Below are 24,091 nucleotides of genomic sequence, written 5' to 3' on the forward strand. Positions count from 1 at the left end.
GATCTGCTGAACTCGTATGAAGGAAAACCGATGATCGACGTGCAGCGGCTGCGCATCCTGCGGGCCGTGGCCGAGCACGGCAGCTTCAACAAGGCGGCCGGAGCCCTGCTCCTGTCGCCCTCGGCCGTCTCCCAGCACATCGCCTCGCTGGAGCGCACGCTCGGCCATCCGGTGGCGGTGCGCAGCACGCGCGGGATCACGCTGACCGAGCCGGGGCGGCTGCTGGTGGAGGCGGCCGAGACGATATCCGCCCAACTGGACCAGGTCCGCCACGAGATCGGCCGGCTCACCGCGCCGCGGCCGCGCCTGACGGTCGCCACCTTCACCAGCGGGGGCCGGCACCTGCTGCCCGAGGCGCTGTCCCGGTTCGTGGCCGAGCACCCCGAGGTGGAGCTGACGGTGCTGGAGAGCGAGCCGGAGGCCGCCGTGCCGATGGTCCGCGGGGGCTCGGCCGACCTCGCCCTGACCTACCACTTCGACGGGCCGCCGCCAGTGGGCGCGGGCGGGCGGGCTGGGCTCGACTGGGTGCCGCTGATGGAGGATCCGCTGTGGCTCGTGCTGCCGCGCGGCCACCGGCTCGCGGGCCGGGCGTCACTGAGTCCGGCCGAGCTCGGCGGCGACCGCTGGGTGCTCGGCTGCCTCAAGACGGAGGCGTTCCTGCGCCGTTACGCGGACCTGGCCGGCTTCGACCTCCGGGTCGGGGCGTCGACCACCGACTACTTCTTCGCCCAGACGCTGGTCGCCGCCGGGGTCGGGGTCTCCCTGGTGCCGCACGTGTCGCTGGCCCCGGCGCCCGGGCTGGCGGTGGTCCGCGTCGAACCGCCCCGCCCCGCACGGCACATCGGGGTCCTGACCCCGCGCAGGCGCCGCCCCCACCCGTACGCCGACGCCCTGACCGGGGCCCTGACCGCAGCCGCCGCCCCGGCGGCCGACGGAGACCGCCCGTGAACCACCTCCTGACCGGACTCGCGGCCAATCCGGCCCTGCCCCCCGAACTGCTCGACCAGCTGCTGGATCTGGTGGCGGCCGCGGGACCCGAGGACGACGACGCCACGAAGTTGCTGCTGCTCTCCCTGACCGGCCGCTCCGACCTCGGGCCCGTCCGGGCGCGGGCGCTCGCCGACCGGGATCTGGGTACGGCGGTCCAACTGGCGTACGGGGGACAGCTCGACCCCGACGACATCGACCCCGGAGCATGGCCCGTGACCGCGGTCGCGCTGCTCGACGCGGGCGCCGACCGGCCCGGGTGGGCCCGCCTCCTCGCCGCGCATCCCGATCCCCGCGTCCGGTGGCGGCTGGCCTCCTGCCCCGGCCTGCCGTCCGACGTCGCCGAGAGGCTCGCCGCCGACCCGGACACGGGTGTGGTGGCGGAGTTCGCCCTCTGGGCGCCGGGGGAGGTCGCGGACGGCCTGGCCCGCCATCCGCACGCGGAGGTCCGCTACGCGGCCGCCCTCAACGAGGCGGTGAGCCCCGCCCTGCTGGCCGCCCTGATCACCGGCGAGGGCCTCGCCCCGGCGTCCTCCTGCCTGGTCTGCGACACCAAGGACATCCCCTTCACCCACCATCCGTACTGCCCGGACCCGGAGTGTGAGCTGCGGGCCGGCGCGGAGTGCGACGGCAGGCACGGCTCCACCGTGGAGGAGACCCGCGAGCGGGCGGCGCGCAACCCGGCGACGCCGGCCGCCGCCGCGGCCTCCCTCGCCGGCCATCCCTCCATGCTGCACCGATGGGCGCCGGCCGAACGGACCGACCTGCCGCAGGAGGTGTACGCCCGGCTCGCGCAAGACCCGGTGCCGGGCGTCCGGGAGGCGGTGGCCGGGAATCCCGCGGCGGGTGAGGACACCCTCCGCGCGCTCGGCGCCGACACTTCGCCGGAGGTCCGCCGCGCCCTCGCCCGCCATCCCGGCCTGCCGCTGGACCTGTTGACCGCACTGGCCCACACCACCCGCATCGGTCCGGTGCTGCTGCCCCGGATCGCCGGGGCCTCCCCCGCCGAGCTCGCCGAGCTCGCCGCCTCACCGCACGCACGCGTACGGATGCTCGTGGCGCACCGGCACGATCTGCCGGCGGCCGTGCGCGACGCGCTGGCCGCCGATCCGGACGCCGCGGTGGTCGCCGCGGTCTCCCCGCACCCCGGGCTCTCGGAGGAGCAGCTGCGCTCCATGGTTGCGGTCCACGGGAGCCGCGTCTGCGCCCGGGTCGCCGCCAACCCGGGCGCTCCGGCGGACCTGCTGGCGGAGCTCGCCCGTCTGGAGCCGCCCGTACGCAAGGCGCTGAAGGCGATCGCCTCCCATCCGAACGCCACCGCGGAGGCGCTGCGGCCCTGCCTGGCCGATCCGAAGGCGGGCCCGCTGGCAGCCGCCCACCCGGCGCTGCCGCCCGCGCTCCTCGTGGAGCTGCTGGACGGTGCCGACGAGGCGGTGGCCGAGGCCGCGGCCGCCAACCCCGCGCTCCCGGCGGCCACCATGGCGCGGCTGCTGACTGCCTCCACCGAGCCGGGGGTCACCGGGCCCGTCTCGTAGGCGAGGACCACGGCCCGGGCGCGGTCGCGGAGCGACAACGTCGCGAAGATCCGGGCCACACGGGTCGTGACGGTGGCCTTTCTGAGGGTCAGCTCCCCCCCCGGCTCGGCGTTGGATGGGCCGTGTCCCATCAGGTCGCGATCGCCGTCCTCGGCGCCCTGCTGCCGGCCCGCTCGGCGGCGCGGATGACGATCGGCCCGGTGCTGCACACCGAGTAGCCGTGACCGGCCCGTCCGTCAACCGCTCCCGTCTCCTCTGCCTCCCCCGCCGCTCCGGCTCCGGCCGCTGCCGGTCCCGCCGCTCCCGGTCCCGCCGGTCTCGTCGCCCGTCAGGGACCGGAGCCTGCGGGCGGCGGCCTTCGCCGCGCGCCGGGCCTCCCGGGCCGTCCGGCCGGCCTCGCGATGCCGCTCCTCGGCTTCGGCCACGGCGGCGTACGCGCGGTCGCGGGCCGCCTGGGCGCGCTCGAGTTCGGCGTCGGCGGCCGCCGCGGCCTCGACCGTGTGCTGCCGTGCCTCCTCGGCCACCCGCAGCTCGTCCTCCCGGGCCGTGGCGGCCCACTCCGCGTCCTGGGCGGCGGCGCGGGCCGCGTCCACCCGGCGGTCGGGCCGCCGTCCGGCCGGTTCGGCCTCCGGTGCCGGCGGCTCGGGCCGCGCGACGGACGCGGATGCGGCCTCGGGCTTGGGTCCGGCCGGGGACGTGGGTGGCACGGCGTCCGGGTCGATGCCCGGGAACTCCGTCACCAGGGCGGGGGCCTTCGACAGCCGGCCCGAGGCCCAGGCCTCGGCCGCCTCCGGATCGGCCAGTGCGGCGTAGAGGATCTGGCCGACCTCGCGCCGCACGGTCTCCGAGACCGGCGTCCCGGCCTCCTCGGCCAGCCGCTGCGCCTCCAGCGCGAGGGCCCCCACGACCACGTGCTGCTGGTGGGACAGGGCACGCAACTGCTCCCCGTCCAGGTGCCGGTGCGCCACCCTCAGCGCCTGGCCGAGCTGGCGGAACTGCTCGACCTCCTCCGGCTTCGCCCGTACCAGCGTGTTCGACGCCCAGGCGGCCAGCGTGGGGCGGCGCAGCCCCGCGATCCGCTTCCCCGCCGCCGGGTCCCCGGCCCGTTTGACGCGGGCCGCCTCCTCGTCCCGGACGGCCGTGAACCGCGCCGGGGGCAGCGCGTACAGGGCGTCGATGACCTCGTCCACATCCACGCGGCCCACTCTCCGCCATCACCGCGCGCGATCACCGCAGCGGACGGCCGACACGGCACGCCCGGGTGAACGGCGCGGCGTGGCGCCTCAGCGGACGGCGGCCCGCCCGGCCTGATCACCCTGCCCGTCCCGGTCGCCCCGGTCGCCCCCGTCCGCCTCACCCACGCGGTGCTCGTCGACGATGCGGCCGTCGCGCAGCTCCACGACCCGGTCGGCCAGTTCGATCAGGGCCGGGTCGTGGGTGGCGACCAGGGCGGTGACGCCCTCGCTGCGCACCACCGCGCGCAGCAGCCGCATGATGGAGCGGCCCGTCTCGGAGTCGAGCTGCCCGGTCGGTTCGTCCGCGATGATCAGGTCGGGTTCGTTGGCCAGGGCCCGGGCGACCGCCACCCGCTGCTGCTGTCCGCCCGAGAGCTCGCCGGGCCGCTGCCCGGCGTGTTCGGCCAGGCCCACCAGGGCGAGGAGGGTACGGGCGCGTTCCTCGCGCTGCCGGGCGGGGACCTTGCGCAGCCGCATGGGGACCCCCACGTTCTCTGCGGCGGTCAGGACGGGTATCAGGCCGAAGGACTGGAACACGAAACCGATCCGGTCGCGGCGCAGCGCCAGCAGTCCGGCCTCGTCGAGCCCGGCCAGACCGGTGCCGTCGAGGGTGACGGACCCCGAGGTCGGGGTGTCGAGGCCGCCGACCAGGTTCAGCAGGGTGGTCTTGCCGGAGCCGGACCGGCCCTTGAGCGCGGTGAGTTCGCCGCGGCGCACCTCGAACGAGACGCCGCGCAGCGCGTGGACGGCCCGGGCGCCGTCGCCGAAGCTCCGGTGGACGTCGTCGACCACGACCATGGGCGCCGCCGCGCCGCCCTGATGCTGCGTCATATTGCCTGCTCCCCCTGGTAGTCCATCCGCCCGGACGGGGCCGGTGGAAGCGCCCCCTGCGAATTTGCTCATCCGTCACATCCTCCCCGCAAGTCCCTTCCCCTGTGCGTTCGAATCTGACAGCATCGTCCGCTATCCGGTGCCAGCGATCCGGACGGGGGGAAGGAACACGGCACATGCTCGGCTTCGTCGTGCGCCGGCTGCGCGGGCGACTGCCGCTCGCCGCCGCCGTACTGCTCACCGTATTGATCACCACGACCGTGCTGACGGCGCTGTTCGCCTTCACCCGCGACGTGGGCGAGGCCGGGCTGCGCCAGGCCCTCCAGGGCCCCGGGCGCAGCCGCGCCACCGTCCTGGTCACCACCGAGCACCCGGCGGCCGGCCGCACCCAGGACGACCAGGCCGTACGGAGCTTCGCGCGCGAGCTGTTCGGCCGGTTCCCGGTCGCCGTCGAGAGCGTGGCCCGCAGCCGTGCGTACGGCCTGCCGGGCGCCCGCACCCCGGGCAAGGACGACACCGACCTGACCCTGCTGGCCGCCTTCTCCCGGGAGCGCGTACGGCTCCTCGCCGGGCAGTGGCCACAGCCGCCGGGCGGTGCGGGGGCCGGCCCGCTGCCGGTGGCCGCGCCCCGGGCCGCGCTGGTACGGCTGGGCCTGACCGAGGCCGCGCTCCCCGCCGAGGTGCGCCTGGACGACCGGTACGGCGGGGCTCCGCTCCCCGTGCTGGTCACCGGCGTGTACCAGGCGGCGGACCCCGCGGACCCGTACTGGCGCCTCGACCCGCTGGGCGGCCGCGAGCTCCAGGTCAGCAGCTTCGCCACGTACGGTCCGCTGCTCGTCGACGACAGCGCCTTCACGGCCGGCGGGCTCCCGCAGAACAGCCGCGCCGCGCTGCTGGAGCCCGACTTCGCCACCGTGGGTTCCGCCGATGTCGAGGACGTGCGGGGCCGGGCGGCCGCAGTGATGTCCGGCGCCCGCGGAGGCGGTCTCAAGCCCCCCGCCGGGTTCCAGGTCAAGACCGAACTCCCGGACCTGCTCGGCGAAGTGCGCTCCGGCGGGCTCGTCGCCCGGTCCACCCTGCTGGTCGGCGCGCTCCAGCTCGCCGTCCTCGCCGCGGCCGCCCTGCTGCTGGTGGCCCACCTGCTGACGGACCGCCAGGAGCCCGAGCGGGTCCTGCTCACCGCGCGCGGCGCCTCTCGGCTGCGGCTGGGCGTCCTCGGCGCGGCCGGCTCCGTGCTGCTCGCCCTGCCCGCCGCCGTTCTGGCGCCGCTGCTCGCCCCGCTCCTGCTCGGTCTGCTCAGCGGCTTCGGGCCGCTCTCGCGGGTACCGCTGAACACCTCGGGCACCTGGCTGATGTGGCCGGTCGCGGCGGTCTGCGCCTTCGGCTGCGTGCTGCTGACCGCGCTGCCGGCCGTGCTGCGCGGCGCCGGGGCGGCCGCCCTGCGCCGCAGCGGCCGCCGCCAGGCGCTGGTCGCGGGCGCCGCCCGGTCCGGGCTGGACCTGGCCGTGGTGGCGCTGGCCGTCCTCGCCTACCAGCAGGTCGCGCAGTACAGCGGCGACGGCGCGGGCCCCGCGGCGGGCGCGGGGGGTCTGGGCGTCGACCCCGTACTGGTGGCCGCCCCGACGCTGGCCCTGTGCGCGGGCACCCTGCTGGTGCTGCGGCTGATGCCCTTCGCCGCGCGGCTCGGCGGCCGGCTGGCCGCACGCGGCCGCGGGCTGGGCCCCGCACTGGTCGGCTGGCAGCTCGCCCGCCGGCCGGGGCGGACCACCGGGCCGGTGCTGCTGCTGGTCCTCGCGGTCTCCAGCGGGGTCCTCGCGCTCGGCCAGCACACCGCGTGGTCGGACTCCCAGCGCGACCAGGCCGGCTTCGCGACCGCCGGCGGCCTGCGGATCTCCGGCAGCGACCTGGCTCCCCCGGGCCGCAACGGCCGCTACGCCTCGCTGCCCGGCGGTGAGCGGCTGATCCCGGTGGTGCGCGCCCAGCAGGGGCTGCCGGGCGGGCGGACCGGGCAGGTGCTCGCACTGGACGCCGCCGGGGCCGCCGAGCGGGTGCCGCTGCGCGCGGACCTGCGAGGCGGACGCAGTGTGCGCGAGCTGTTCGCACCCCTGGCCGCGGGCCGCGCCCCGGGAGACACCGGCATCGAACTGCCCGGTCGTCCGCGGCGGATCGATCTCGACGTGACCGTACGGGACGCGCCGGGCGGCCGGCCCGGTCTGGGGCTGGTCCTGCGCGACCGGTTCGGCCTGACCTTCCGCTCCCCGCTGCTGCCGCTGCCCGAGTCGGGGGACGCCACCGTCTCGGTGGACGTCGACGCGCTCGCGGGGGCGCCGCTCGGGTCCGCCGCCGCGCCGCTGAGCGTCACCGGGTTCGTGCTCTCGTACGGCACGGAGCTGTCGGGGCCGGGCCGGCCGGGCGCCGGCGCCGAGCAGCCGGTCACGGCCGGGGAGTTGACCGTACGCGGCCTCGCCGTCGCCGAGGACCCCGCCCGGGCCGCCGTGCCCGTACCGCGCGCAACGGCGCCCGGCTGGGTCCTGGCGGGGCCGCCTCCGAGCGGCGGCGTCCCCGCCGGCGAGGTGCTGGCGGCGCCGTCGGACGGCTCGGGCGGCCCGGCCCTGCTCCGGCTGGCCTTCCGCGGCAGGCAGAACGGCGGCGGGGTCCAGCTCGGGCTGCTCGCCGGACCGGCGCCCGCGGCGGAGGTCCCCGGGGTCGCCACCCGCGCCTACCTGGCCGCGGTCGGCGCCGGCGTGGGGGATCTGGTCCCCGTGCCGCTGGGCAGCGGCACCCTGCCGGTGCGGATCACCGCGTCCGTCGGATCGCTGCCCGTCGCCGGCGACACGGCGCTGGCCGTCGATCTGGCCGCCGCCGGGCGGCTGCTGGCCGCCGACATCGGACGCGAGCTGCCGCCTCCCACCGAGTGGTGGCTGCCGGCCGCCTCCGCCGAGGACCCCGTCCCCGGCCGCGCCGCCGCCGAACTGCGCGCCGGGGCGGGCTCCCAGCAGGTGGAGCTGCGCGAGGAGGTGGCCGCCGGGCTGCTGGACGATCCGCTGAGCGCGGGCCCGCAGAGCGCGCTCGCCGCCCTGGCGGTGGCCTGCGCCGTGCTCGCGGCGATCGGCTTCGGTGCCGCCGCGGCGGCGGCCGCGCGGGAACGCGGCAGTGAGTTCGCCGTCCTGCTGGCCCTGGGCGCGCCGCGCCGGAAGCTGGCCCGCACGGCCGTCGCCGAGAGCGGGCTGCTGGTCGCCCTGGGCACGGCCGTCGGGCTGGGTCTGGGCGCCGCCATCGTCCATCTGGTGGTTCCGCTGATGGTGCTGACGCCCGCCGCCGGCCGGCCGGTACCGGAGGTGCTGGTGGACCTGCCGACCGCCGGGACCCTGCTGATGGCCGCGGCGATCGCCGCGGTACCGCTGCTGTCGGCCGTCTTCGGCGGCCGTCGCGACCGCAGCGTCCGGGGCACCGGCGACCGGCTGCGGCACTTGGAGGAGATGTGACCCGCCCGGCCCTTGCACCCGCCCGCGCCCCGCGGCCCGCGCCCTGGGTGCGGACCCGGCTGCGCGCCGCCCCGCTGAGCGCGCTGCTCGCCGCGGCCCTGGCCTTCGTCACCGTGCTGCTGGCGGCGGCGCTGCCGCGCGCGGTCGACCGGGGCGCCGACGGAGCGCTGCGGACCTTCCTGGGCGAGCAGGGTCCCGGGCCGACGAGCCTGAGCGCGGCGTCGTACTCCCGCAACGGGCAGCTGGCCCCCGCGCAGCTGGACTCCGTGCGGGACGCGCTGGTCGCGCGCACCGGCGGGTCCTTCCGGCTCGCCGCGAGCGGACCCGTGCACGGCGCGCAGAGCGCCAAGCCCCGCTCCCTGGCCAACCCCGGCCTCGGCAGGCCGGAGGGCGTCGACCCGCGGCTCGGTTTGGTGTACCTGCCACAAGCCGGCGCCCACACCAAGCTGGTGGCCGGCCGCTGGCCTGGGGGCGGGAGCCCCGACGGCCCGATCCAGGTGGCGCTGTCGCGCCAGGCCTCCGAGAAGCTCAAGGCGCCGCTGGGCATGGTGCTGGAGTCGCGGGCGACCATCAACGGAGCCCTCCGGGCCGAGGTCGTCGGTCTCTACGACGCCGACCCGGAGGACGTGTTCTGGACCGACCTGCCCTGCCTGGCCAAGGCCTGCCAGACCGTCACGGCCTCGATCAAGGGCCCGCCCCAGGTGTTCCTGGACGCGGCCGCCCTCGTCGACGCGGACACCGTGACCCGGCTGGACTCCTGGGGCGAGGGCTCCGAGTACTTCTGGCGGCTCCCGGTGGACACCGGGGTGCTGCGCGCGGACCTGCTGCCCGGCGTCGCGCACGACATCGCGTCCTTCGTCGCGGGTCCCACCGCCTCCGAGCTGGCCATGGCCGTCAAGCGGCCGGACCTGCGCATCACCTCCCGGCTGCCCGAGCTGTTCGAGCGGGCCCGGGCCCGGCAGCGGGGCGCCGCCCCGCTCGCCGCGATCGGTCCGGCGGGGGTCGCCGGGGTGGCCGCCGTCGTGTTCTGCCTGGCCGCCGCCCTCGTGGGCGACCGGCGTGAGAACGAGCTGCGGCTGCTGCTGGCGCGCGGCGGATCACGCCGGGCGATCGTCGGGCGCCTGCTCGGGGAGGGCGCGGTCACCGTGCTGCCGGCGTCCGCGCTCGCCGCCTGGCTCGCCGTCCTGCTGCTGCCGACCCCCCGGCTGGCCCTCTCGCTGACCGCCGCCACCGCCGTCACGCTGCCGGCCCTGCTGGCCTTCCCCGTACGGGCCTTCGTGCTGCTGTCCCCACCGCGTGCGGCGGGGGCGCGGCGCCGGCTCGTGGCCGAGCTGTTCGTCCTCGCCGCCACGGCCGCGGCCGTGTTCGAACTGCGCCGGCGCGGGGTCTCCGCCGCCGCCGGGCTCGATCCGCTGCTGGTGGCCGCCCCGCTGCTGCTCGCGCTGTCCGGGGCGCTCCTGCTGGCCCGGCTCCAGCCCGTCGTGGTGGGGGCGCTGGCCCGGGCCGCGGGCCAGGGCCCGGGCGTGATCGGGTTCCTCGGGCTGGCCCGGGCCGCCCGCGGTTCCTCGGACCGGGCCCGTCCTTCCGTACTGCCGCTGGTGGCGCTGCTGCTGGCGGTGACGACCGGTGGGTTCGGCGCCGCGGTGCTGGGGTCGGTGGACGCCGACCGGCTGCAGGTGGCCCGGCGGTCCGTCGGCGGTGACGCCCAGATCACGGCGCCCCGGGACCAGGCCGTTCCTGCGGAAGTGGTCCGGGCGGCCGGGGCACTGCCCGCCGTGCGGACCTCGGTGGCCGCCTGGACGGAGGACGACGCCTTCGTCTTCGGCATCGACCGGGGTTCCCGGCAGGTCAGTGTGGTCGTCGTCGATCCGGCGGCCTACGCGGAGCTCGCCCGGACGGTCGGGCGCGGCCGCTTCGACCCGGCGGTGCTCGCCGGGGGCGGGGGGAGCCTCGACGACCCGGTGCCCGCGCTGTTCAGCACCGACCTCGGGGCCGAGCCGGGCAACCGGCCCTTCCGGCTGCGGATCCGCGGCGAGGACCTCCAGGTCAGGGCGGCCGGGGTGGTCGACGGCACGCCGGCCCTGCCGGACCGCGGCGGCGCCACCCTCGTGCTGCCGGCCGGGCCGATGACCGCGCTGCTGCCCAAGGCCGCGCTGCCGAACCGGTGGCTGGCCACCGGCCCGGTCGACGCCGGCCGGCTGGAGGAACTGCTGCGGGCCTCGCTGCCGGCCGCGACCGCCGAGAAATACCAGGTGCGGACCAGTGCCACCGCGGTAGCGAACCTCTCCACCGACCCGCTCCAGCACTCGGCGCAGCGGCTGTTCTGGGCGTCGGTCGCGGGAGCCGCCGGCTTCGCGCTGCTGGCGGTGCTGCTGACACTGGTGCGGGCCGCGCCCGAACGGGCGGCCCTGCTGGCCCGGTTGCGCACGATGGGCCTGCGGCCGCGCCAGGGCGTGGCCCTGATCCTGACGGAGGCGCTGCCGCAGACCCTGGTCGCCGCGTGCGGCGGCGCGCTGGCCGCGGCGGCCGCCGTGGCCCTGCTCGGCCCCGCCGTGGACCTGTCGGCCCTGGTCGGCGCGCCGGTCGCGGCCGGGGTGGACCTCGCCGCGCGGCCCGTACTGACGCAGGCGCTGGCCCTGGCGGGGCTGGTCGTGGCGGTCGTCCTCGCGGAGGCGGCGATATCCGGCCGGCGACAGATCACCACCGAGTTGAGAGCGGGAGACGAGCGGTGAACACCGACCAGCCGACCTACGAAGAGCTGCGCCGGCAGGCCCTGGCCGCCGCCGGACCCCGTACGGCGGGGGCGGGCACGGCCATCGTCTGCGACCGCCTGGTGCGCATCTTCAGCGCCGACGGCCTCGAGGTGCAGGCCCTGCAGGGGCTCGAACTGACCGTGTCGCAGGGCGACCTGGTGGCGCTCGTCGGTGCTTCGGGCAGCGGCAAGTCCACACTGCTGAACATCCTGGCCGGCCTGGACGTCCCCACGGCGGGCACCGCCACCGTCGGCGGCTACGACCTGCTGGAGATGTCCGCCCGGGACCGGCTGCGCTACCGCCGCGAGACGGTGGGCTTCGTATGGCAGCAGACGGCCCGCAACCTCATGCCGTTCCTGACGGCGGCGCAGAACATCGCGCTCCCCATGCAGCTGAAGGGGCGGGCCTCGCGGGGCGCGGCCGGGCGCCGCGCGGCCCGCGTCTCGGAGCTCATGGAGGCCCTGGAGATCGCCGACCTCGCCGACCGGCGCCCGGCCGCGCTCTCCGGCGGCCAGCAGCAGCGCGTGGCCATCGCCGTGGCCATGGCCAACGACCCCCGGGTGCTGCTGGCCGACGAGCCCACCGGTGAGCTGGACTCCGAGACCGGCGCCGCGATCTTCGAGGCCTTCCGCACGGTGAACCGGGACCTCGGGGCGACGGTGGTCATCGTGACGCACGACCCGCTCGTCGCCGGCGAGGTCCGCCGTACGGTCGCCATCCGCGACGGCCGAACGAGCAGCGAGGTCCTGCGCCGCACGGTCACGGACGAGCACGGCGCGGAGTCGGTGAGCGAGCGCGAATACGTGATGCTGGACCGCACCGGCCGGGTACAGCTCCCGCAGAAGTTCCTGGAGGCCCTGGGCATGGAACACCGCGTCGCGGTGGACCTCGCCGCCGACCGCATCGAGGTCCGCCGCGACGACGTGGAGGCCGCGGGATCCTGAGCCCGCACGTCGCTGCCGTCACCTCCCCGGCCCGGGGGTCGTTAGGGCCTGGGGGTTGGCTCGGGGGCGAAGGGATGACGGTATGCGGCAATTTCCTCTGGAGATGCACCAGGTGGCACCCGGTCGGGTGGTCGAGTGGCGCTTGCGGTCGACGGCCGCGGCGGAGGCCGGCGGCCCGGACGGACCGACCGGCAGGAGGGCGTCCTTCAACCAGGACAAGCACTTCACCGTCGCGGAGGAGAGCCGCGCCGCCGACGACCCCGTGGCGTCGTGGCTCGCGGTCACCTTCGAGGTGGCCGGACGGCTGGACGAGGACGCGCTCTCCCGGGCGCTGCTGGCCTTCGTGCAGCGCCACGAGGTCCTGCGGTGCGCGTTCCGCCGGCTGGCCGGGGAGCTGGCCTGCGAGCCCTTCGACCCCGCCGAACTGGCCCTCGACGCCGAGGAGGTGGGGAGCTTCGCGACGTCGGAGCTGCTGCGCGGGTTCCTCGCCGAACGGTTCAAGCGGTCCATCGACACCCTCTCCTGGCCGCTGTTCACCATGGGCGCGGTGCTGCGCGAGGACTCCGCGACGGTCTACCTCGCCTTCGACCACATCGTGTGCGACGGCATGTCGATGCCGATCGTCGTCAACGAGGTGCTGACCGCGTACGAGGCCCTGTGCCGCGGCGAGGACGTCGAGCTGCCGTCCGCCCCCAGCTACCTCGACTTCGCGGAGGAGCAGCGGCGCCGCTACCTCTCCATCGGCGCGGACGACGAGCGCCTGGGCTACTGGAAGTCCTTCATCGGCCGCGGCGGCTCCTTCTTCCCGCGCTTCCCGCTCGACCTCGGCGTGGAGCCGGGCCGGATGTACCCGATCGTCAACGAGGCCTCGACGCTGCTGGACGCCGCGGAGGCCGAGGTGTTCGAGAAGACCTGCGCGACGGTCGACGGGAAGCCCTTCATGGGGGTGCTCGCCGCCGTCGCCGTGTGTCTGCGCGAGGCCGGCGGGCCCGGTGTCTACCGGGGCCTCATGCCGGTCAGTGAGCGCGGCCGGGGCACCTGGGCGGACTCGGTGGGCTGGTTCGTCAACACCATGCCCATCGAGTTCGACGCCTCCCCCGGGCGGGATTTCGCGCAGGTCATGGCCGCCGTCCGGGCCGGGTTCAGGGAGATGATCGGCCACATCGACGTGCCGTTCGTACGGGCGTGGGAGCTGCTGGCGCCCGAGGAGTTCGCCGCCCGCTCCTGGCCGTACCCGGTCAACTTCTTCTCGTACCTCGACATGCGCAAGTGCCCGGGCGCCGAGCGCCACGAGGACTGGCGGCCCGCCACCCACGTGTGGTCGGCGCGCGCCAACGGGGCCTGCTCGTGGTTCCAGCGGGACACCGCCGGCCTGCACATGAACTCCCTGTACGTCGACACCCCGGCGGCCCGCCGCACCATGGGCGACTTCCAGGAGGCCCTGCGCCTGACGGTCCAGGAGATCGCCCGCTCCGGCGGGTTCCGGCGCCCCATCGCCCTGACCGCGCCCCGCCGGCCGGCCGGCACCCCGCTCGACGTGGCCTCGTTCGCCCGACGCCGCTGACCGCTGCCGCCACGGGCTCCCGGCCCCGAGGGGCCGGGGCCGTCACGGATCAGAGGCGGGACGCCCGACGCAGGAGCAGGGCGCGCTCGCGTTCGTTGCGGGTGAGGGCGGCCGCACGCTCGAACTCGGCGCGGGCCTCGTCCGGTCGTCCGAGGCGTTCCAGCAGGTCGCCCCGCACGCTCGGCAGCAGGTGGTAGGCGCGCAGGGCCGGTTCCGCGGCCAGGGCGTCGACCAGCGGCAGGGCCGCCTCGGGCCCCTGGGCCATGGAGACGGCGACCGCGCGGTTGAGTTCCACCACCGGGGAGGGGACGAGCCGGACCAGCTGCCCGTACAGCGCGGCGATGGTCGGCCAGTCCGTGTCCTCGTAGCGCACGGCCGCCGCGTGGCAGCCGGCGATCGCGGCCTGGAGGGAGTACGGGCCGCTGCCGGCGTGGCGCATGGCCTGGACGCCCCGGTGGATGAGCATGCGGTTCCACTTGGACCGGTTCTGGTCGGCCAGCAGCACCGGCTCCCCGTCGGGGCCGGTGCGCGCGGGGATCCGCGAAGCCTGGAACTCCAGCAGAGCGGCGAGGCCGTGCGCCTCGGGCTCCTCGGGCATCAGGGCCGCGAGGACGCGGGCCAGCCGCAGGGCGTCCTCGCACAGGGCGGGGCGGACGAGGTCGTCACCGGCGGTGGCCGAGTAGCCCTCGTTGAAGACCAGGTAGATGACCTCCAGTACCGACGCGAGCCGGGCCTCGCGGTCGGCGCCGTACGGCACTTCGAAGGGCACCCCCGCCCCGGCCAGCGTCCGCTTCGCCCGGACGATGCGCTGGGCGACGGTGGACTCGGAGGTGAGGAAGGCGCGGGCGATCTCCCGGGTGGTCAGCCCGCCCATCAGGCGCAGGGTGAGGGCGATCCGGGCCTCGGTGGCCAGTACGGGATGGCAGGAGGTGAAGATCAGCCGGAGCAGGTCGTCGTCGATGTCCTCGGGGTCCGCCGGTTCGGCGGGCGGCGGCACGTCCTCCAGGGTCCGGCCGACCTCCGCGAGCTTGCGCGCGTAGGTCTCCCGGCGGCGGACGAGGTCGATGGCCCGGTGCTTGGCGGTGGCCATGAGCCAGGCGCCCGGCCGGTCGGGGACGCCCGACTGCGGCCACTGCTCCAGCGCGGCGACGAGGGCGTCCTGCGCGAGCTCCTCGGCGATGCCGAGGTCCCGCACGATCCGGGCGACCCCGGCGATGATCCGCGCGGACTCGATCCTGAACACCGCTTCGACCGCCTGGGCCGTGCTCGATCCCGTCACGGCGACCCATCAGAGCAGCCGTGACGGGCCGGGGCAAACACGCCGCGGGCGCATGCGGCGCGCGGTCACATCTCTTCGAGCTCCCGGACCTCCGCGCCGACGGTCCACTCCGCCGGGTGGATGCTCAGGAACCGCTGGATCCACTCCAGAGCCTCGGCCTTGTCCTTGCACTGGAGGAGCAGGTACCCGCCGACGACCTCCTTGGTCTCGGTGAAGGGGCCGTCGGTGAAGCCGATCTTCCCGCCGGACCAGGTGACGCGGGTGCCCTGGGAGGTGGGGAGCAGACCGGCGGTGTCGAGCATGACCCCCGCCTTGGTCATCTCCTCCACCAGGGCGCCCACCCGCTCCTGGAATTCCGCGGGGAACTCGGTGGGAAGGTTCTGCTCGTCGATGCGGATCATCGTCAGGAAGCGCGGCATGGTGACTCCTCGGTCGGAAGGGCGGGGGCCATCCCCGCCTCTCACCCCTGCGTCGAACGGGAGACGCCCGGATCGACGGGTCCCCCGGAAATTCTTCGGAGGATCTTCGGAACCGGCCACCCGGCGGCCACCGGCCGGCAGCCCCCACCCGCCGCCCGGCGGCTCAGCTGAGCCAGAAGAAGACCGTGTCCTCGGTCCGGCCCGCCTTGACGGTCAGCGGCCACTCTTCCGCTTCGACGCGCATGGGCTCCAGCAGGAGCTCGGCGGTCTCCCGGACCTCCGGGTCGAGGCGGTCGAGCACGGCTTCGTAGGCCTCGACCACCTCGGCGGCCCGCGACGCCGGGAAGGTGCTCATCCACGGCGTGGCGTCGCCCGGGTGCGGGATCCGTACCGGCGGGCCCGCGAACAGCAGCGCGGCGGGCGCCAGATCGGCCGGGACACCGTGCCGGGTCATCTCCTCGTCGACGGTGTGGAACCAGGAGGGGCGCCGCCACCAGCCCAGGTCGTAGGTGTCGGAGAACTGTACGGCGACCAGCGCCTGCAGGGCGTGGCTGTAGCCGGGACCCGTTTGCGCGGTGAAGGTCCCCTCCAGCAGCTCCTCGAGGGCCTGGACGACCGGTACGTCCGGTTCGTAGCCCATGTCCGCGTAGCGGGCGTCGACCGCCGCGCACCGCTCCCGGGCGATGCCCACGAGCCGCTCCTGCTCGGGTGTCCGCTCCACCGCCGTCAGGAGCCGGACCACCCTGCGCATGTCCCCGGTGCTCATCTCCAGCTTGTGACTCATGACCCCATCCCTCCGCAATGACGAAATTCCATGATCGCGGACGCTGGCCGCGGCCGGCGTCCGGGGGGCCGGAGAGCCGGAAGGCCGGTCAGCGGCTGTCGCCCGTCCAGTCCCAACGCCCCGGGTCGCCCGGCCTGCGGCGGTAGTGGGCGCGGCCGCCCGCTCCGTAGCGCCCTATCTCGGTGGGGAGCCTGGCCTCCTCGGCGAGCTGCGGGGCGCTCCAGCCGGTGATGTCCAGGAGCAGCCCGTCGAGGGGGCCGCCCACGAGTTCACCGTAGACGTGGCCGGGCCGGGGGCCCGGGTCGGGGTCGTCGTGGTCGGCGCCGTAGACCCGGCGCCGGAGCATCCTGTCGTCCATGCTGCTCAGCTTCACAGGCACCACTGACAACGGGCCCCGGCGAGCGGCGATGATGGTGTCCGCCCTCCGCATCGGAGGGGCGATCACGGGCGGGCGCGGGAGCGAGGAGCGGTACGCATGACACGTCGGGTACACCAGCCACTGGAGGACGAGGAGTTCGACTTCATCCTCTCCTTGGCGCAGGGGCCGGTTCTCGCCTACTTCTGCGGGTCCTGGCCGAAGGCCCTGGAGGCGTGCCGCGCGATGGACGCCGTCGTCGGCGAGCTGGCCGAGGAGTACGGGACGCGGCTCACCGCCGTGCGGACCGACATGACCCGCTGCCCCGGGCCGACCAGGCGTTACGGCGTGACCGGCGCCCCGACGGCCGTACTCGTCAAGGACGGCGGGGCGGTCGCGAGCCACGCCGGTCCGATGACGCGCGAGGAGCTCAGGGGGTTCCTGGACGCCCACCTGGACACCCAGCCGGGCGAACTCGGGTGATCTGGCCGAAAGTGGCATGGGACGGATAGGTGCCCTAGGCATGTAATGGACTCCGGCACGACGGAACACGGAACCATCGCTCGCGAGGTGCTTGATGTCCTTCACGTCAGAGACCGTTGCCTTTCCCCAGGACCGGACCTGCCCCTACCACCCGCCCACCGGCTACGAACCCCTGCGGGAGGGGCGACCCCTCTCCCGCGTCACCCTCTTCGACGGCCGCTCCGTATGGGTGGTCACCGGGCTCGCCGAGGCGCGCGCCCTGCTCTCCGACGGCCGGCTCTCCGCCGACCGCACGAAGGCCTCCTTCCCCGCGCCGACCCCGCGCTTCAAGGGCCTGCAGAACCGCCGCGCGGCACTGCTCGGATTCGACGATCCCGAACACAACGCGCAGCGCCGGATGCTGATCCCGCGTTTCAGCCTGAAGCGGACCGCCGCCCTGCGGCCGCGGATCCAGCAGACCGTGGACCGTCTGATCGACGAGATGGTGGCCGCGGGCCCGCGCGCGGAACTGGTCGGGGCCTTCGCCCTGCCCGTGCCGTCGATGGTGATCTGCGACCTGCTCGGGGTGCCGTACGAGGACCACGAATTCTTCGAGGGACAGTCACGCCGGCTGCTGCGCGGGCCGGAACCGGCCGATGTGGAGGACGCCCGCCGGCAGCTCGACGCGTACCTCCACGACCTGGTGGAGCGAAAGCGCGCCGAGCCCGGGGACGGGCTGCTCGACGAGCTCATCGCACAGCGCCTGGAGACCGGTGAGATCGACCTCGAGGAGCTGGTCGCGTTCGCCGTGATCCTGCTCGTCGCGGGGCACGAGACCACCGCCAACATGATCTCCCTCGGTACCTTCACCCTGCTGCGCCACCCCGAGCAGCTCTCCGAACTGCGGGCCGACCCGTCGCTGATCTCGGCGGCGGTGGAGGAGCTGATGCGCTTCCTCTCGATCGCGGACGGCATGCTGCGGGTGGCGACCGAGGACATCGAGATCGGCGGGGTGACGGTACGGGCGGACGACGGGGTGGTCTTCTCCACCTCCGTCATCAACCGCGACGCGTCCGTCTTCGAGCAGCCCGACGCCCTGGACTGGCACCGGCCGACCCGCCACCACGTGGCCTTCGGTTTCGGCGTCCACCAGTGCCTCGGTCAGAACCTGGCCCGCGCCGAGATGGAGATCGCCCTGGGCACGCTGTTCGCGCGGCTGCCCGGCCTGCGGCTGGCGGCCGAGCCGGACCGGATCCCGTTCAAACCCGGCGACACCATCCAGGGCATGGTCGAACTCCCCGTGGCGTGGTGAGGGCCGTGGCCGAAACGACACCGCGCCCGCCGCTGCACATCGAGATCGACACCGGCGTCTGCATCGGCGCGGGCCAGTGCGCGCTGACGGAGCCCGCCGTCTTCACCCAGGACGACGACGGCTTCGGCACGGTGCTCCCGGGTCGCGCGGACGGCGCCGGCAGCGCGCTGGTCCGCGAGGCGGCCCGGGCCTGCCCGGTCTCGGCCATCTCCGTACGCTCCGGCACCTGACCCCGGGCGCGCGAGGGCCCCGCCGGTGGACGGACCGGCGGGGCCCGGGCTCACGAGAACGCCTCGTGAAGCGGTACTACCCGATGGGGACCACCCGCTCCGCCTGGGGCCCCTTGGGGCCTTGGGTGACCTGGTACTCGACCCTCGCGTTCTCATCCAGCGACTTGAAGCCGGTGGACTCGATGGCGGAGAAGTGCACGAACACGTCGGGGCCGCCGTCGTCCTGCTGGATGAAGCCGAACCCCTTCTCCGAGTTGAACCACTTCACGGTGCCTGTTGCCATCTGGCTGATCCTTCTCAACGTTCCACTGCGGGCCGCACACGCGGCCGTCTCGATCCTGCCCAACGGTCCCCCACAGCACACGCCGGACGCGGCCAACCGGGGGCGCGGCGCGCAATCGAACTTCTGCTCGCACTGTCCGCGGATCGGGGGAGGCTCCTGCGCGGAGCGCTCGACCGGGACGTCCACCGGGACGTTCAGACCCCGCTGTCCGGAACGGGCGTGGGCGCGGCGGACGGCGCGGCGGACGACACGGCGGACCGGGGCCGAGGAGCTGCCGCGCGGGCTCGCCGCGGTCCGCCGAGCCGGCAGCCCAGGCAGTCCTCGTGCCCCGCGTGCGCGGCCGTGTCCCGTACGCGCCAGTCCCACTCGGCCGCCGGCCGGGGCCCGCTCGGCTTGCCCCAGCCCGCGAGGTGCAGGACCCAGGTGACGACCCCCGCAGCGGCGACGACGCCGAGTCCGATCCAGATGCCCGGCCTCCAGGCGGTCACCACGCCGAGGCCGGCTCCCGTGAAGCCCAGCAGGGCCAGGGCGGTTCCGGTCCAGCCGGCCACGGTGTGGCCGTGGTCCGCGTGTCCTTGCGTGCTCATGCTTCCCCTTGGTCGGACGCTCGGCGGCATAGGGTCGGAAGCGGGATACTTATTTCGCAAGGTAAGTATCTCACCGACTATCTCACTTGCTAAGTAACTTAGATACTAAGGAGTATTTGCGTGGAGGGCAAGCCCCGTCCCCCGGCCACCGCCGAGGAGGCGCTGTCGCGCATGGACCAGTACGTGGCTCTGGGCATCGTCGGCCAGCAGGAGGTGGCGCAGCGTCTCGGGCTGAACGTCACCGACCTGACCTGCCTCGGGCACATCCTGGGCGCCGGGGACCACCCGCTCGCCGCCGGCGACCTCGCCGAGCTGGTCGACCTCACCACCGGCGCGGTCACCGGCGTGCTCAACCGCCTCGAGCGGGCCGGGTACGCGAGGCGCCGGCCCGACCCCGCCGACCGGCGGCGGGTGCGCGTGGTGGCGGATCCGACCGCCGCCGCCCGGGTCATCGCGGTCTACCAGCCGTTCTACGACCGGCTCGGCGCCCTGTTCGCCGACTACACCCCCGACGAGATCGCCGTGATCGCCGACTGGTTCCAGCGCGCGGCGGTCGAGGTGCGCGCCCACTGCGCACAGGTGCGGGCGGGCGAACCGGACGCCGGGGAGGCGTAGGCCCCGCTGGTACCATGGGCGGTTGACCATCTTCTTTCCAGCTTCTTTCCCGCTTCGAAAGGTCCTGCATGAGGAACCCGTCAGCTCATGGGCGCTTCGGTGTGAAGGGCGGTGCCAAGGCCGCCGCCACATCCGGCGCCAAGGCCCCCCGGAGCATCGGTCCGCAGGGTGAGTTCGCGATGCCCGAGCCGAAGGAGCCCGCGCTGCCGCCGGTGACCTCGTTCTCCGAGCTGGACCTGCCCCATGAGCTGGTGACGACGATGGCCGGGCTGTCGGTGAAGGAGCCGTTCCCCATCCAGGCGGCGACGCTTCCCAACGCCCTGGCCGGCCGGGACGTCCTGGGCCGCGCACAGACCGGCTCCGGCAAGACGCTGGCCTTCGGGTTGGCGCTGCTGGCGCGTACGGCGGGACAGCAGGCCGATCCGAAGCGGCCGCTGGCGCTGGTCCTCGTACCGACGCGCGAGCTGGCGCAGCAGGTGGCCGAGGCCCTGACCCCGTACGCCGAGGCCCTGAAGCTGCGGATGGCCACGGTCGTCGGCGGGCTGTCGATCGGGCGGCAGGTCAGCGCTCTGCGCACCGGCGCCGAGGTCGTGGTGGCCACGCCGGGGCGGCTGAGCGACCTGGTCGGGCGGCGTGACGTCCACCTGGAGCGCGTGCGGATCACCGTGCTCGACGAGGCCGACCAGATGTGCGACATGGGCTTCATGCCGCAGGTCACGGAGATCCTGGACCAGGTGCACCACGCGGGGCAGCGCATGCTGTTCTCCGCGACCCTGGACCGCAACGTGGACCAGTTGGTGCGCTCGTACCTGAAGGACCCGGTCTCGCACTCCGTCGACCCGCAGGCGGGCGCGGTGACCACGATGGACCACCACGTGCTGCACATCCACGCGGCCGACAAGATCTCGGCGGCCACCGAGATCGCGGCGCGCGACAAGCGGGTGCTGATGTTCCTGGACACCAAGCACGGGGTCGACCAGTTCGTGAAGCACCTGCGGGCCATGGGCGTACGGGCGGAGGGGCTGCACAGCGGGAAGTCGCAGCCGCAGCGGACCCGGACCCTCGCGCAGTTCAAGACCGGCGCCGTCACCGTCCTGGTCGCGACGAACGTCGCGGCGCGCGGCATCCATATCGACGACCTCGACCTCGTCGTCAACGTCGACCCGCCGGCCGACCACAAGGACTACCTGCACCGGGGCGGGCGCACCGCTCGGGCCGGCGAGTCCGGCCGGGTCGTCACCCTCGTCACCCCGAACCAGCGCCGGGACATCGTCCGGCTGATGTCGGACGCCCGGATCCGGCCCACGATCACCCAGGTGCGGTCCGGCGAGGCGGCCCTGAGCCGGATCACCGGGGCGAAGGCTCCGTCCGGTGTGCCGCTGGCCGGCGCCGCCCCGACGGACGCCAAGGGCAAGCCGTCCGGCTCGGAACTCGGTTTCCGGGGGATGGGCACGCGCCCGGGCCGGGTCGGCAGGGGCAAGGAGTCCCGCAAGACCCTGGAAGCCAGGCAGCAGGCGGAAGCCCGCCGCGCCGCGCGGGTACGACGCGGCGCCTGACGTACGGGCTCGCGGGCCCGGGGCTGCCATGTGCAGGGGCAGGCCGCCCGCAGGCCCGGCGGCCGCTCGCAGGCCCGGGCGGCCGCTCGCAGGCCCGGGCGGCCGCCGTGAACCGGCGGCCTTACACCGCGGTGCGACGGCGCAAGCGCTCGGCGGCGGCGTTGCGCACCCGGCGCGTGCGGGCGCTGGAGGCGAGCAGTCCGAGGGCGTCCAGCGAGGTCAGGGACTGGGCGGCGGTGCGCTGGCACCAGTCGGAGGCGGCGACGAGCTCCGCGGGCGACCAGGGCTCGCCGTGGGTGATGGCCTTGAGCAGGCTCCACTCGCGCAGCCGGCGCTCGGGGAAGGCACGGCCGGCGAGCACGCCGGTCATGGCCCGCGCCCAGGCGGGGAACCCGTCGTCGGCCAGCAGCCGCGCCGCGCGGCGGTCGAGGTGGGTGACGACCGCGCTCTCAGCCATGACCGGGTCGGGATCGCGCAGTACGGCGGCGACGACCTCGGCCTCGGCGTCCGCTCCCGGCGCCACGGCGAGCGACTCCAGGTGACGGCCGTAGCGCCAGTGCTCCGGGGGCATGGCGGCGTCGGAGCGGCTCATCGGGCGGCGCCTTCGCGGACGGGCCCGAGCCGGGCGCCGTCCCGGGACGGCTTCCGGCGGACTTCCACGGCCCGACCGTGCGCCTCCCGCGCGGCGGTCTCCGCCGCCCCGGCCCCGGCCCGCTCGGCACCGACACCGGCCGGCCGCTGCTGCTTCTTCCCTCTCCCCATGCCCCCCATTCCACACGACCGCCCCGACCGGCCGACGGCCAGGGTGCCGTCCGGGCTCCCGCGCGGGGTCCGGTCGATGCCCTCGACGGCGCGCCTGATCTGTCGTTTGTGGGCGGTCCGGAACGAGACGAGCTCGTCGGGCACGTCCTGCCAGGCCGGATCAGCCCATCAGAGGGACACGCCCTGGTTCCGTACGGGCGCGAGCATCAGGGACTCGGCGCCAACCGGCCGGTAGCCGGTCGCGGGCGCCCTCGTCCACCTCTATCGCGGTCTCCCAGCGGCCGGCGACGCCCCGGCCGAGGATGACGACTCCGCCGTCCGCCGCCCAGACCCGTACGTCGTCGCGGCCGAGTGCCCGCCGTACGCGCGGGTGGTCGGGGTCGTCGATCTCGCGCAGCTCCAGCGGGGGTTCGCCGGGCAGTGGGTCGGCGACGGTCAGCAGGTCGACGGTGTCGCTGCTGCGGCCGGTGCGTTCCAGGAGCGCGGTCAGGAAGCGTGCGTTCATGCCGGCGGCCAGCGCGTCGGCGTCGACGGCCGCGAGGGTGGAGCGCACCCACTCCGGGTCCTCGTCGGTGAACACCACGGAGTGCGCGGTGAAGGCGATGACGCCCGCGTCGCGCGGGTTCTCCTGCGGGACCACGGTGGTGCCGCCGTCCGCGGGCGGGAAGCGGCCCTCGGCCGCCGCGTCCAGGATCTGTGCGAGGGTCCGTGCCCCGCCGTGGTGCCGGAGTGCCATCTCCACGCTCCTGATTGCTGGTCTCTACACATGATCTCAGGTGCGGGGAAAGGGAGTTCGGGCAGGCGGGGAGAGCCGGCTCGGCCGGGCGCGCGCCGGCTCTCCGTGCCGCCGGTCAACTGCCGCCGGAGCCTTGTTCCGGCTCGTGGCCCGGTTCGGGCAGCGGAGCCCCGGTCTCCAGCAGGGTCTTGAGGCTTGAGGCGAGCATCGGCCAGGCGCGGCTGCACATGCCGATGAGGGTGCCGCCGGGTTCGAAGCCCTCGTGGAGGATGGTCAGCCGGGCGAGGGTCTCGCCGACCGGCTCGATCTCGTACGTCACCTTCGTGCGGCGCTCGCTCGCCAGCTGGGTCCGCAGCTCCTCGCCGATGCCGGCGGAGGCCGCCCACTGCGGGGTGAAGGTGTGCCAGGTGTAGGAGAGCAGCCGGTCGGGGATGCAGTCGAGGACCACCTGCTCGGGATCGCTGGTGCGGGCCCCGCGCTCGATCCAGTCCATCCGCGAGCCCACCGCCCAGTCGGTCTCGAAGCTCAGGCCCCAGTAGCGGCGCGTGAAGGCGGGCTCGGTGAGGGCCTGCCAGACCCGGTCGGGATCGGCCTGGATGTACAGGGTGTAGGTGATCGCACTGTCGCTCATGGCCCCATGCTGAGGGACCGCGGACCGCGGATGCCGGATTTCCCGATCATGGCGGACCCGGCGGCCGCCGCCCGGCGCGGACCACGCCGGCCCCCGGCTTCCGGCTCACGACACGTGAAAGGCCACCCCGCACACCCCCCATCCCGCCGCCGCGGCCGCCCGCAAGACTCGCAGCGGCCCGTCCAGGACGCTCTCGTCGCGAGCCCCGTAGTCCAGCCAGTCCTGCGCCTGCGCACGCTCCCGCTCACCCGGCCCGAACCCCAGCGCCCGCTCCACGCCCGGGAGCGCCCGCCGCACCCCCGCGGCGTCCAGCAGGAAGTTCCCGCACCACCCCGGGAGCAGCGCGGCCCGCTCCGGGCCAAGGGCGTGGAACAGCGCGGCGACCGCGTATTCCTTCCGGTGGACGGAGGTGAACATCGCCCCCGAATCCGGCCGGCGGTCCCAGATCTCCTGCTCCACGTCGAAATCGGGCGCGACGGTACACAGGTCGTCGACGTGCCGGCCGGGGCGTGTCATCTCCTGGAAGGAGCGGATCGCGTCGTGGTGGGCCGGGTCGGTCCACCAGGTGCGCCGGTCCGGCAGCGGCGCGCGCTCCCAGGCCGCCCAGCGGCCGCGGGCCTCCGTGCACGCCTGGTCGGCGGCGATGGCCGCCGAGACGCGCGGCGCGAGCTCCCCGATGACGGGGTCCTCGTGGCTGCTGATCGACCAGACGCTGGTGAATCCCATGCCGTCGACGGTACGGGTCG

24 protein-coding genes are annotated in these 24,091 nt (G+C 75.2%); 11 read left to right on the forward strand and 13 right to left on the reverse strand.

The window, feature by feature from the left end; genetic code table 11:
• Window positions 1-30: 30 nt before the first annotated feature.
• Both ACIP5M_RS11130 and ACIP5M_RS11135 read left to right on the forward strand, forming a co-directional pair.
• The gene (locus tag ACIP5M_RS11130) at window positions 31-948 is read left to right on the forward strand and encodes a LysR family transcriptional regulator (RefSeq protein ID WP_401194859.1); all 918 of its coding nucleotides are present in this window, start codon (window positions 31-33) and stop codon (window positions 946-948) included.
• A complete protein-coding gene (locus ACIP5M_RS11135; protein ID WP_401194862.1) occupies window positions 945-2,522 on the forward strand; it encodes a hypothetical protein in 1,578 nt (525 codons plus the stop codon). The genes ACIP5M_RS11130 and ACIP5M_RS11135 overlap by 4 nt, the downstream gene beginning before the upstream one ends.
• A 236-nt stretch (window positions 2,523-2,758) precedes the next feature.
• On the opposite strand, the gene ACIP5M_RS11140 is transcribed toward ACIP5M_RS11135, so the two are convergent.
• On the reverse strand, window positions 2,759-3,718 hold the full coding sequence (locus ACIP5M_RS11140; RefSeq protein WP_401194865.1) for a hypothetical protein: 960 nt from the start codon (window positions 3,716-3,718) through the stop codon (window positions 2,759-2,761).
• A gap of 87 nt (window positions 3,719-3,805) precedes the next feature.
• Complete coding sequence (locus ACIP5M_RS11145) at window positions 3,806-4,588, reverse strand: ABC transporter ATP-binding protein (RefSeq protein WP_401194867.1); 783 nt, start codon at window positions 4,586-4,588, stop codon at window positions 3,806-3,808.
• A gap of 176 nt (window positions 4,589-4,764) precedes the next feature.
• Between ACIP5M_RS11145 and ACIP5M_RS11150 the strand changes: the two genes are divergently transcribed.
• The 4 genes from ACIP5M_RS11150 to ACIP5M_RS11165 all read left to right on the forward strand — a co-directional run bounded on the left by ACIP5M_RS11150 (window position 4,765) and on the right by ACIP5M_RS11165 (window position 13,334).
• The gene (locus ACIP5M_RS11150; protein ID WP_401194869.1) at window positions 4,765-8,073 is read left to right on the forward strand and encodes an FtsX-like permease family protein; all 3,309 of its coding nucleotides are present in this window, start codon (window positions 4,765-4,767) and stop codon (window positions 8,071-8,073) included.
• Complete coding sequence (locus ACIP5M_RS11155) at window positions 8,070-10,805, forward strand: hypothetical protein (protein ID WP_401194871.1); 2,736 nt, start codon at window positions 8,070-8,072, stop codon at window positions 10,803-10,805. Before ACIP5M_RS11150 ends, ACIP5M_RS11155 begins: the two co-directional genes overlap by 4 nt.
• Window positions 10,802-11,770, forward strand: a complete 969-nt coding sequence (locus tag ACIP5M_RS11160; RefSeq protein WP_401194873.1) for an ABC transporter ATP-binding protein — start codon at window positions 10,802-10,804, stop codon at window positions 11,768-11,770. The genes ACIP5M_RS11155 and ACIP5M_RS11160 overlap by 4 nt, the downstream gene beginning before the upstream one ends.
• Window positions 11,771-11,852: 82 nt before the next feature.
• Complete coding sequence (locus ACIP5M_RS11165) at window positions 11,853-13,334, forward strand: condensation domain-containing protein (RefSeq protein ID WP_401194876.1); 1,482 nt, start codon at window positions 11,853-11,855, stop codon at window positions 13,332-13,334.
• A gap of 49 nt (window positions 13,335-13,383) precedes the next feature.
• Here ACIP5M_RS11165 and ACIP5M_RS11170 read toward each other — a convergent pair whose 3' ends face one another.
• The 4 genes from ACIP5M_RS11170 to ACIP5M_RS11185 all read right to left on the reverse strand — a co-directional run bounded on the left by ACIP5M_RS11170 (window position 13,384) and on the right by ACIP5M_RS11185 (window position 16,174).
• Window positions 13,384-14,613, reverse strand: a complete 1,230-nt coding sequence (locus ACIP5M_RS11170; RefSeq protein WP_401194878.1) for an RNA polymerase sigma factor — start codon at window positions 14,611-14,613, stop codon at window positions 13,384-13,386.
• 65 nt (window positions 14,614-14,678) lie between these two features.
• Window positions 14,679-15,032, reverse strand: a complete 354-nt coding sequence (locus tag ACIP5M_RS11175; RefSeq protein WP_401194881.1) for a YciI family protein — start codon at window positions 15,030-15,032, stop codon at window positions 14,679-14,681.
• 163 nt (window positions 15,033-15,195) lie between these two features.
• Complete coding sequence (locus ACIP5M_RS11180) at window positions 15,196-15,816, reverse strand: hypothetical protein (protein ID WP_401194883.1); 621 nt, start codon at window positions 15,814-15,816, stop codon at window positions 15,196-15,198.
• Between the two features lie 88 nt (window positions 15,817-15,904).
• On the reverse strand, window positions 15,905-16,174 hold the full coding sequence (locus ACIP5M_RS11185) for a hypothetical protein (RefSeq protein WP_215017590.1): 270 nt from the start codon (window positions 16,172-16,174) through the stop codon (window positions 15,905-15,907).
• A gap of 117 nt (window positions 16,175-16,291) precedes the next feature.
• Between ACIP5M_RS11185 and ACIP5M_RS11190 the strand changes: the two genes are divergently transcribed.
• The 3 genes from ACIP5M_RS11190 to ACIP5M_RS11200 all read left to right on the forward strand — a co-directional run bounded on the left by ACIP5M_RS11190 (window position 16,292) and on the right by ACIP5M_RS11200 (window position 18,175).
• Window positions 16,292-16,654: a thioredoxin family protein gene (locus tag ACIP5M_RS11190; protein WP_401194886.1), complete on the forward strand. Its 363-nt coding sequence runs from the start codon at window positions 16,292-16,294 to the stop codon at window positions 16,652-16,654.
• Window positions 16,655-16,748: 94 nt separating this feature from the next.
• Entirely contained in the window at window positions 16,749-17,945 is a 1,197-nt protein-coding gene (locus ACIP5M_RS11195) for a cytochrome P450 (protein ID WP_401194888.1), read from the forward strand.
• A 32-nt stretch (window positions 17,946-17,977) separates the two neighbouring features.
• The gene (locus ACIP5M_RS11200; RefSeq protein WP_401195100.1) at window positions 17,978-18,175 is read left to right on the forward strand and encodes a ferredoxin; all 198 of its coding nucleotides are present in this window, start codon (window positions 17,978-17,980) and stop codon (window positions 18,173-18,175) included.
• Window positions 18,176-18,251: 76 nt separating this feature from the next.
• Here ACIP5M_RS11200 and ACIP5M_RS11205 read toward each other — a convergent pair whose 3' ends face one another.
• Both ACIP5M_RS11205 and ACIP5M_RS11210 read right to left on the reverse strand, forming a co-directional pair.
• Window positions 18,252-18,458, reverse strand: coding sequence for a cold-shock protein (locus tag ACIP5M_RS11205; RefSeq protein WP_215017580.1), 207 nt, complete (start codon window positions 18,456-18,458; stop codon window positions 18,252-18,254).
• Window positions 18,459-18,652: 194 nt separating this feature from the next.
• Window positions 18,653-19,045 (reverse strand): HGxxPAAW family protein, encoded by a 393-nt coding sequence (locus ACIP5M_RS11210; RefSeq protein WP_401194891.1) that lies wholly within the window; start codon window positions 19,043-19,045, stop codon window positions 18,653-18,655.
• 120 nt (window positions 19,046-19,165) lie between these two features.
• Between ACIP5M_RS11210 and ACIP5M_RS11215 the strand changes: the two genes are divergently transcribed.
• Both ACIP5M_RS11215 and ACIP5M_RS11220 read left to right on the forward strand, forming a co-directional pair.
• Complete coding sequence (locus tag ACIP5M_RS11215; protein WP_401194894.1) at window positions 19,166-19,660, forward strand: MarR family winged helix-turn-helix transcriptional regulator; 495 nt, start codon at window positions 19,166-19,168, stop codon at window positions 19,658-19,660.
• A 68-nt stretch (window positions 19,661-19,728) separates the two neighbouring features.
• Window positions 19,729-21,216, forward strand: a complete 1,488-nt coding sequence (locus tag ACIP5M_RS11220; RefSeq protein ID WP_401194897.1) for a DEAD/DEAH box helicase — start codon at window positions 19,729-19,731, stop codon at window positions 21,214-21,216.
• A gap of 121 nt (window positions 21,217-21,337) precedes the next feature.
• Here the strand turns inward: ACIP5M_RS11220 and ACIP5M_RS11225 are convergent, their stop codons facing one another.
• The 5 genes from ACIP5M_RS11225 to ACIP5M_RS11245 all read right to left on the reverse strand — a co-directional run bounded on the left by ACIP5M_RS11225 (window position 21,338) and on the right by ACIP5M_RS11245 (window position 24,071).
• A complete protein-coding gene (locus tag ACIP5M_RS11225; RefSeq protein ID WP_401194900.1) occupies window positions 21,338-21,808 on the reverse strand; it encodes a hypothetical protein in 471 nt (156 codons plus the stop codon).
• Complete coding sequence (locus ACIP5M_RS11230; RefSeq protein WP_401194902.1) at window positions 21,805-21,978, reverse strand: hypothetical protein; 174 nt, start codon at window positions 21,976-21,978, stop codon at window positions 21,805-21,807. Before ACIP5M_RS11230 ends, ACIP5M_RS11225 begins: the two co-directional genes overlap by 4 nt.
• 160 nt (window positions 21,979-22,138) lie before the next feature.
• Complete coding sequence (locus ACIP5M_RS11235; RefSeq protein ID WP_401194903.1) at window positions 22,139-22,714, reverse strand: GNAT family N-acetyltransferase; 576 nt, start codon at window positions 22,712-22,714, stop codon at window positions 22,139-22,141.
• A 115-nt stretch (window positions 22,715-22,829) separates the two neighbouring features.
• Window positions 22,830-23,345: an SRPBCC domain-containing protein gene (locus tag ACIP5M_RS11240; protein ID WP_401194906.1), complete on the reverse strand. Its 516-nt coding sequence runs from the start codon at window positions 23,343-23,345 to the stop codon at window positions 22,830-22,832.
• A 105-nt stretch (window positions 23,346-23,450) separates the two neighbouring features.
• Complete coding sequence (locus tag ACIP5M_RS11245; protein ID WP_401194909.1) at window positions 23,451-24,071, reverse strand: hypothetical protein; 621 nt, start codon at window positions 24,069-24,071, stop codon at window positions 23,451-23,453.
• Window positions 24,072-24,091 lie beyond the last annotated feature (20 nt).

This window comes from Streptomyces sp. NPDC088762, from assembly GCF_044750905.1.
Lineage (GTDB): Bacteria > Actinomycetota > Actinomycetes > Streptomycetales > Streptomycetaceae > Streptomyces.

Excerpts from the sequence above, each read along its gene's own strand:
- ACIP5M_RS11130 (WP_401194859.1), top strand. The coding sequence starts at position 31 with ATGATCGACGTGCAGCGGCTGCGCATCCTGCGGGCCGTGGCCGAGCAC.
- ACIP5M_RS11145 (WP_401194867.1), bottom strand. The coding sequence starts at position 4,588 with ATGACGCAGCATCAGGGCGGCGCGGCGGCGCCCATGGTCGTGGTCGAC.
- ACIP5M_RS11150 (WP_401194869.1), top strand. The coding sequence starts at position 4,765 with ATGCTCGGCTTCGTCGTGCGCCGGCTGCGCGGGCGACTGCCGCTCGCC.
- ACIP5M_RS11165 (WP_401194876.1), top strand. The coding sequence starts at position 11,853 with ATGCGGCAATTTCCTCTGGAGATGCACCAGGTGGCACCCGGTCGGGTG.
- ACIP5M_RS11175 (WP_401194881.1), bottom strand. The coding sequence starts at position 15,032 with ATGCCGCGCTTCCTGACGATGATCCGCATCGACGAGCAGAACCTTCCC.
- ACIP5M_RS11180 (WP_401194883.1), bottom strand. The coding sequence starts at position 15,816 with ATGAGTCACAAGCTGGAGATGAGCACCGGGGACATGCGCAGGGTGGTC.
- ACIP5M_RS11185 (WP_215017590.1), bottom strand. The coding sequence starts at position 16,174 with ATGGACGACAGGATGCTCCGGCGCCGGGTCTACGGCGCCGACCACGAC.
- ACIP5M_RS11190 (WP_401194886.1), top strand. The coding sequence starts at position 16,292 with ATGACACGTCGGGTACACCAGCCACTGGAGGACGAGGAGTTCGACTTC.
- ACIP5M_RS11195 (WP_401194888.1), top strand. The coding sequence starts at position 16,749 with ATGTCCTTCACGTCAGAGACCGTTGCCTTTCCCCAGGACCGGACCTGC.
- ACIP5M_RS11205 (WP_215017580.1), bottom strand. The coding sequence starts at position 18,458 with ATGGCAACAGGCACCGTGAAGTGGTTCAACTCGGAGAAGGGGTTCGGC.
- ACIP5M_RS11210 (WP_401194891.1), bottom strand. The coding sequence starts at position 19,045 with ATGAGCACGCAAGGACACGCGGACCACGGCCACACCGTGGCCGGCTGG.
- ACIP5M_RS11220 (WP_401194897.1), top strand. The coding sequence starts at position 19,729 with ATGAGGAACCCGTCAGCTCATGGGCGCTTCGGTGTGAAGGGCGGTGCC.
- ACIP5M_RS11225 (WP_401194900.1), bottom strand. The coding sequence starts at position 21,808 with ATGAGCCGCTCCGACGCCGCCATGCCCCCGGAGCACTGGCGCTACGGC.
- ACIP5M_RS11230 (WP_401194902.1), bottom strand. The coding sequence starts at position 21,978 with ATGGGGAGAGGGAAGAAGCAGCAGCGGCCGGCCGGTGTCGGTGCCGAG.
- ACIP5M_RS11235 (WP_401194903.1), bottom strand. The coding sequence starts at position 22,714 with ATGGCACTCCGGCACCACGGCGGGGCACGGACCCTCGCACAGATCCTG.
- ACIP5M_RS11240 (WP_401194906.1), bottom strand. The coding sequence starts at position 23,345 with ATGAGCGACAGTGCGATCACCTACACCCTGTACATCCAGGCCGATCCC.
- ACIP5M_RS11245 (WP_401194909.1), bottom strand. The coding sequence starts at position 24,071 with ATGGGATTCACCAGCGTCTGGTCGATCAGCAGCCACGAGGACCCCGTC.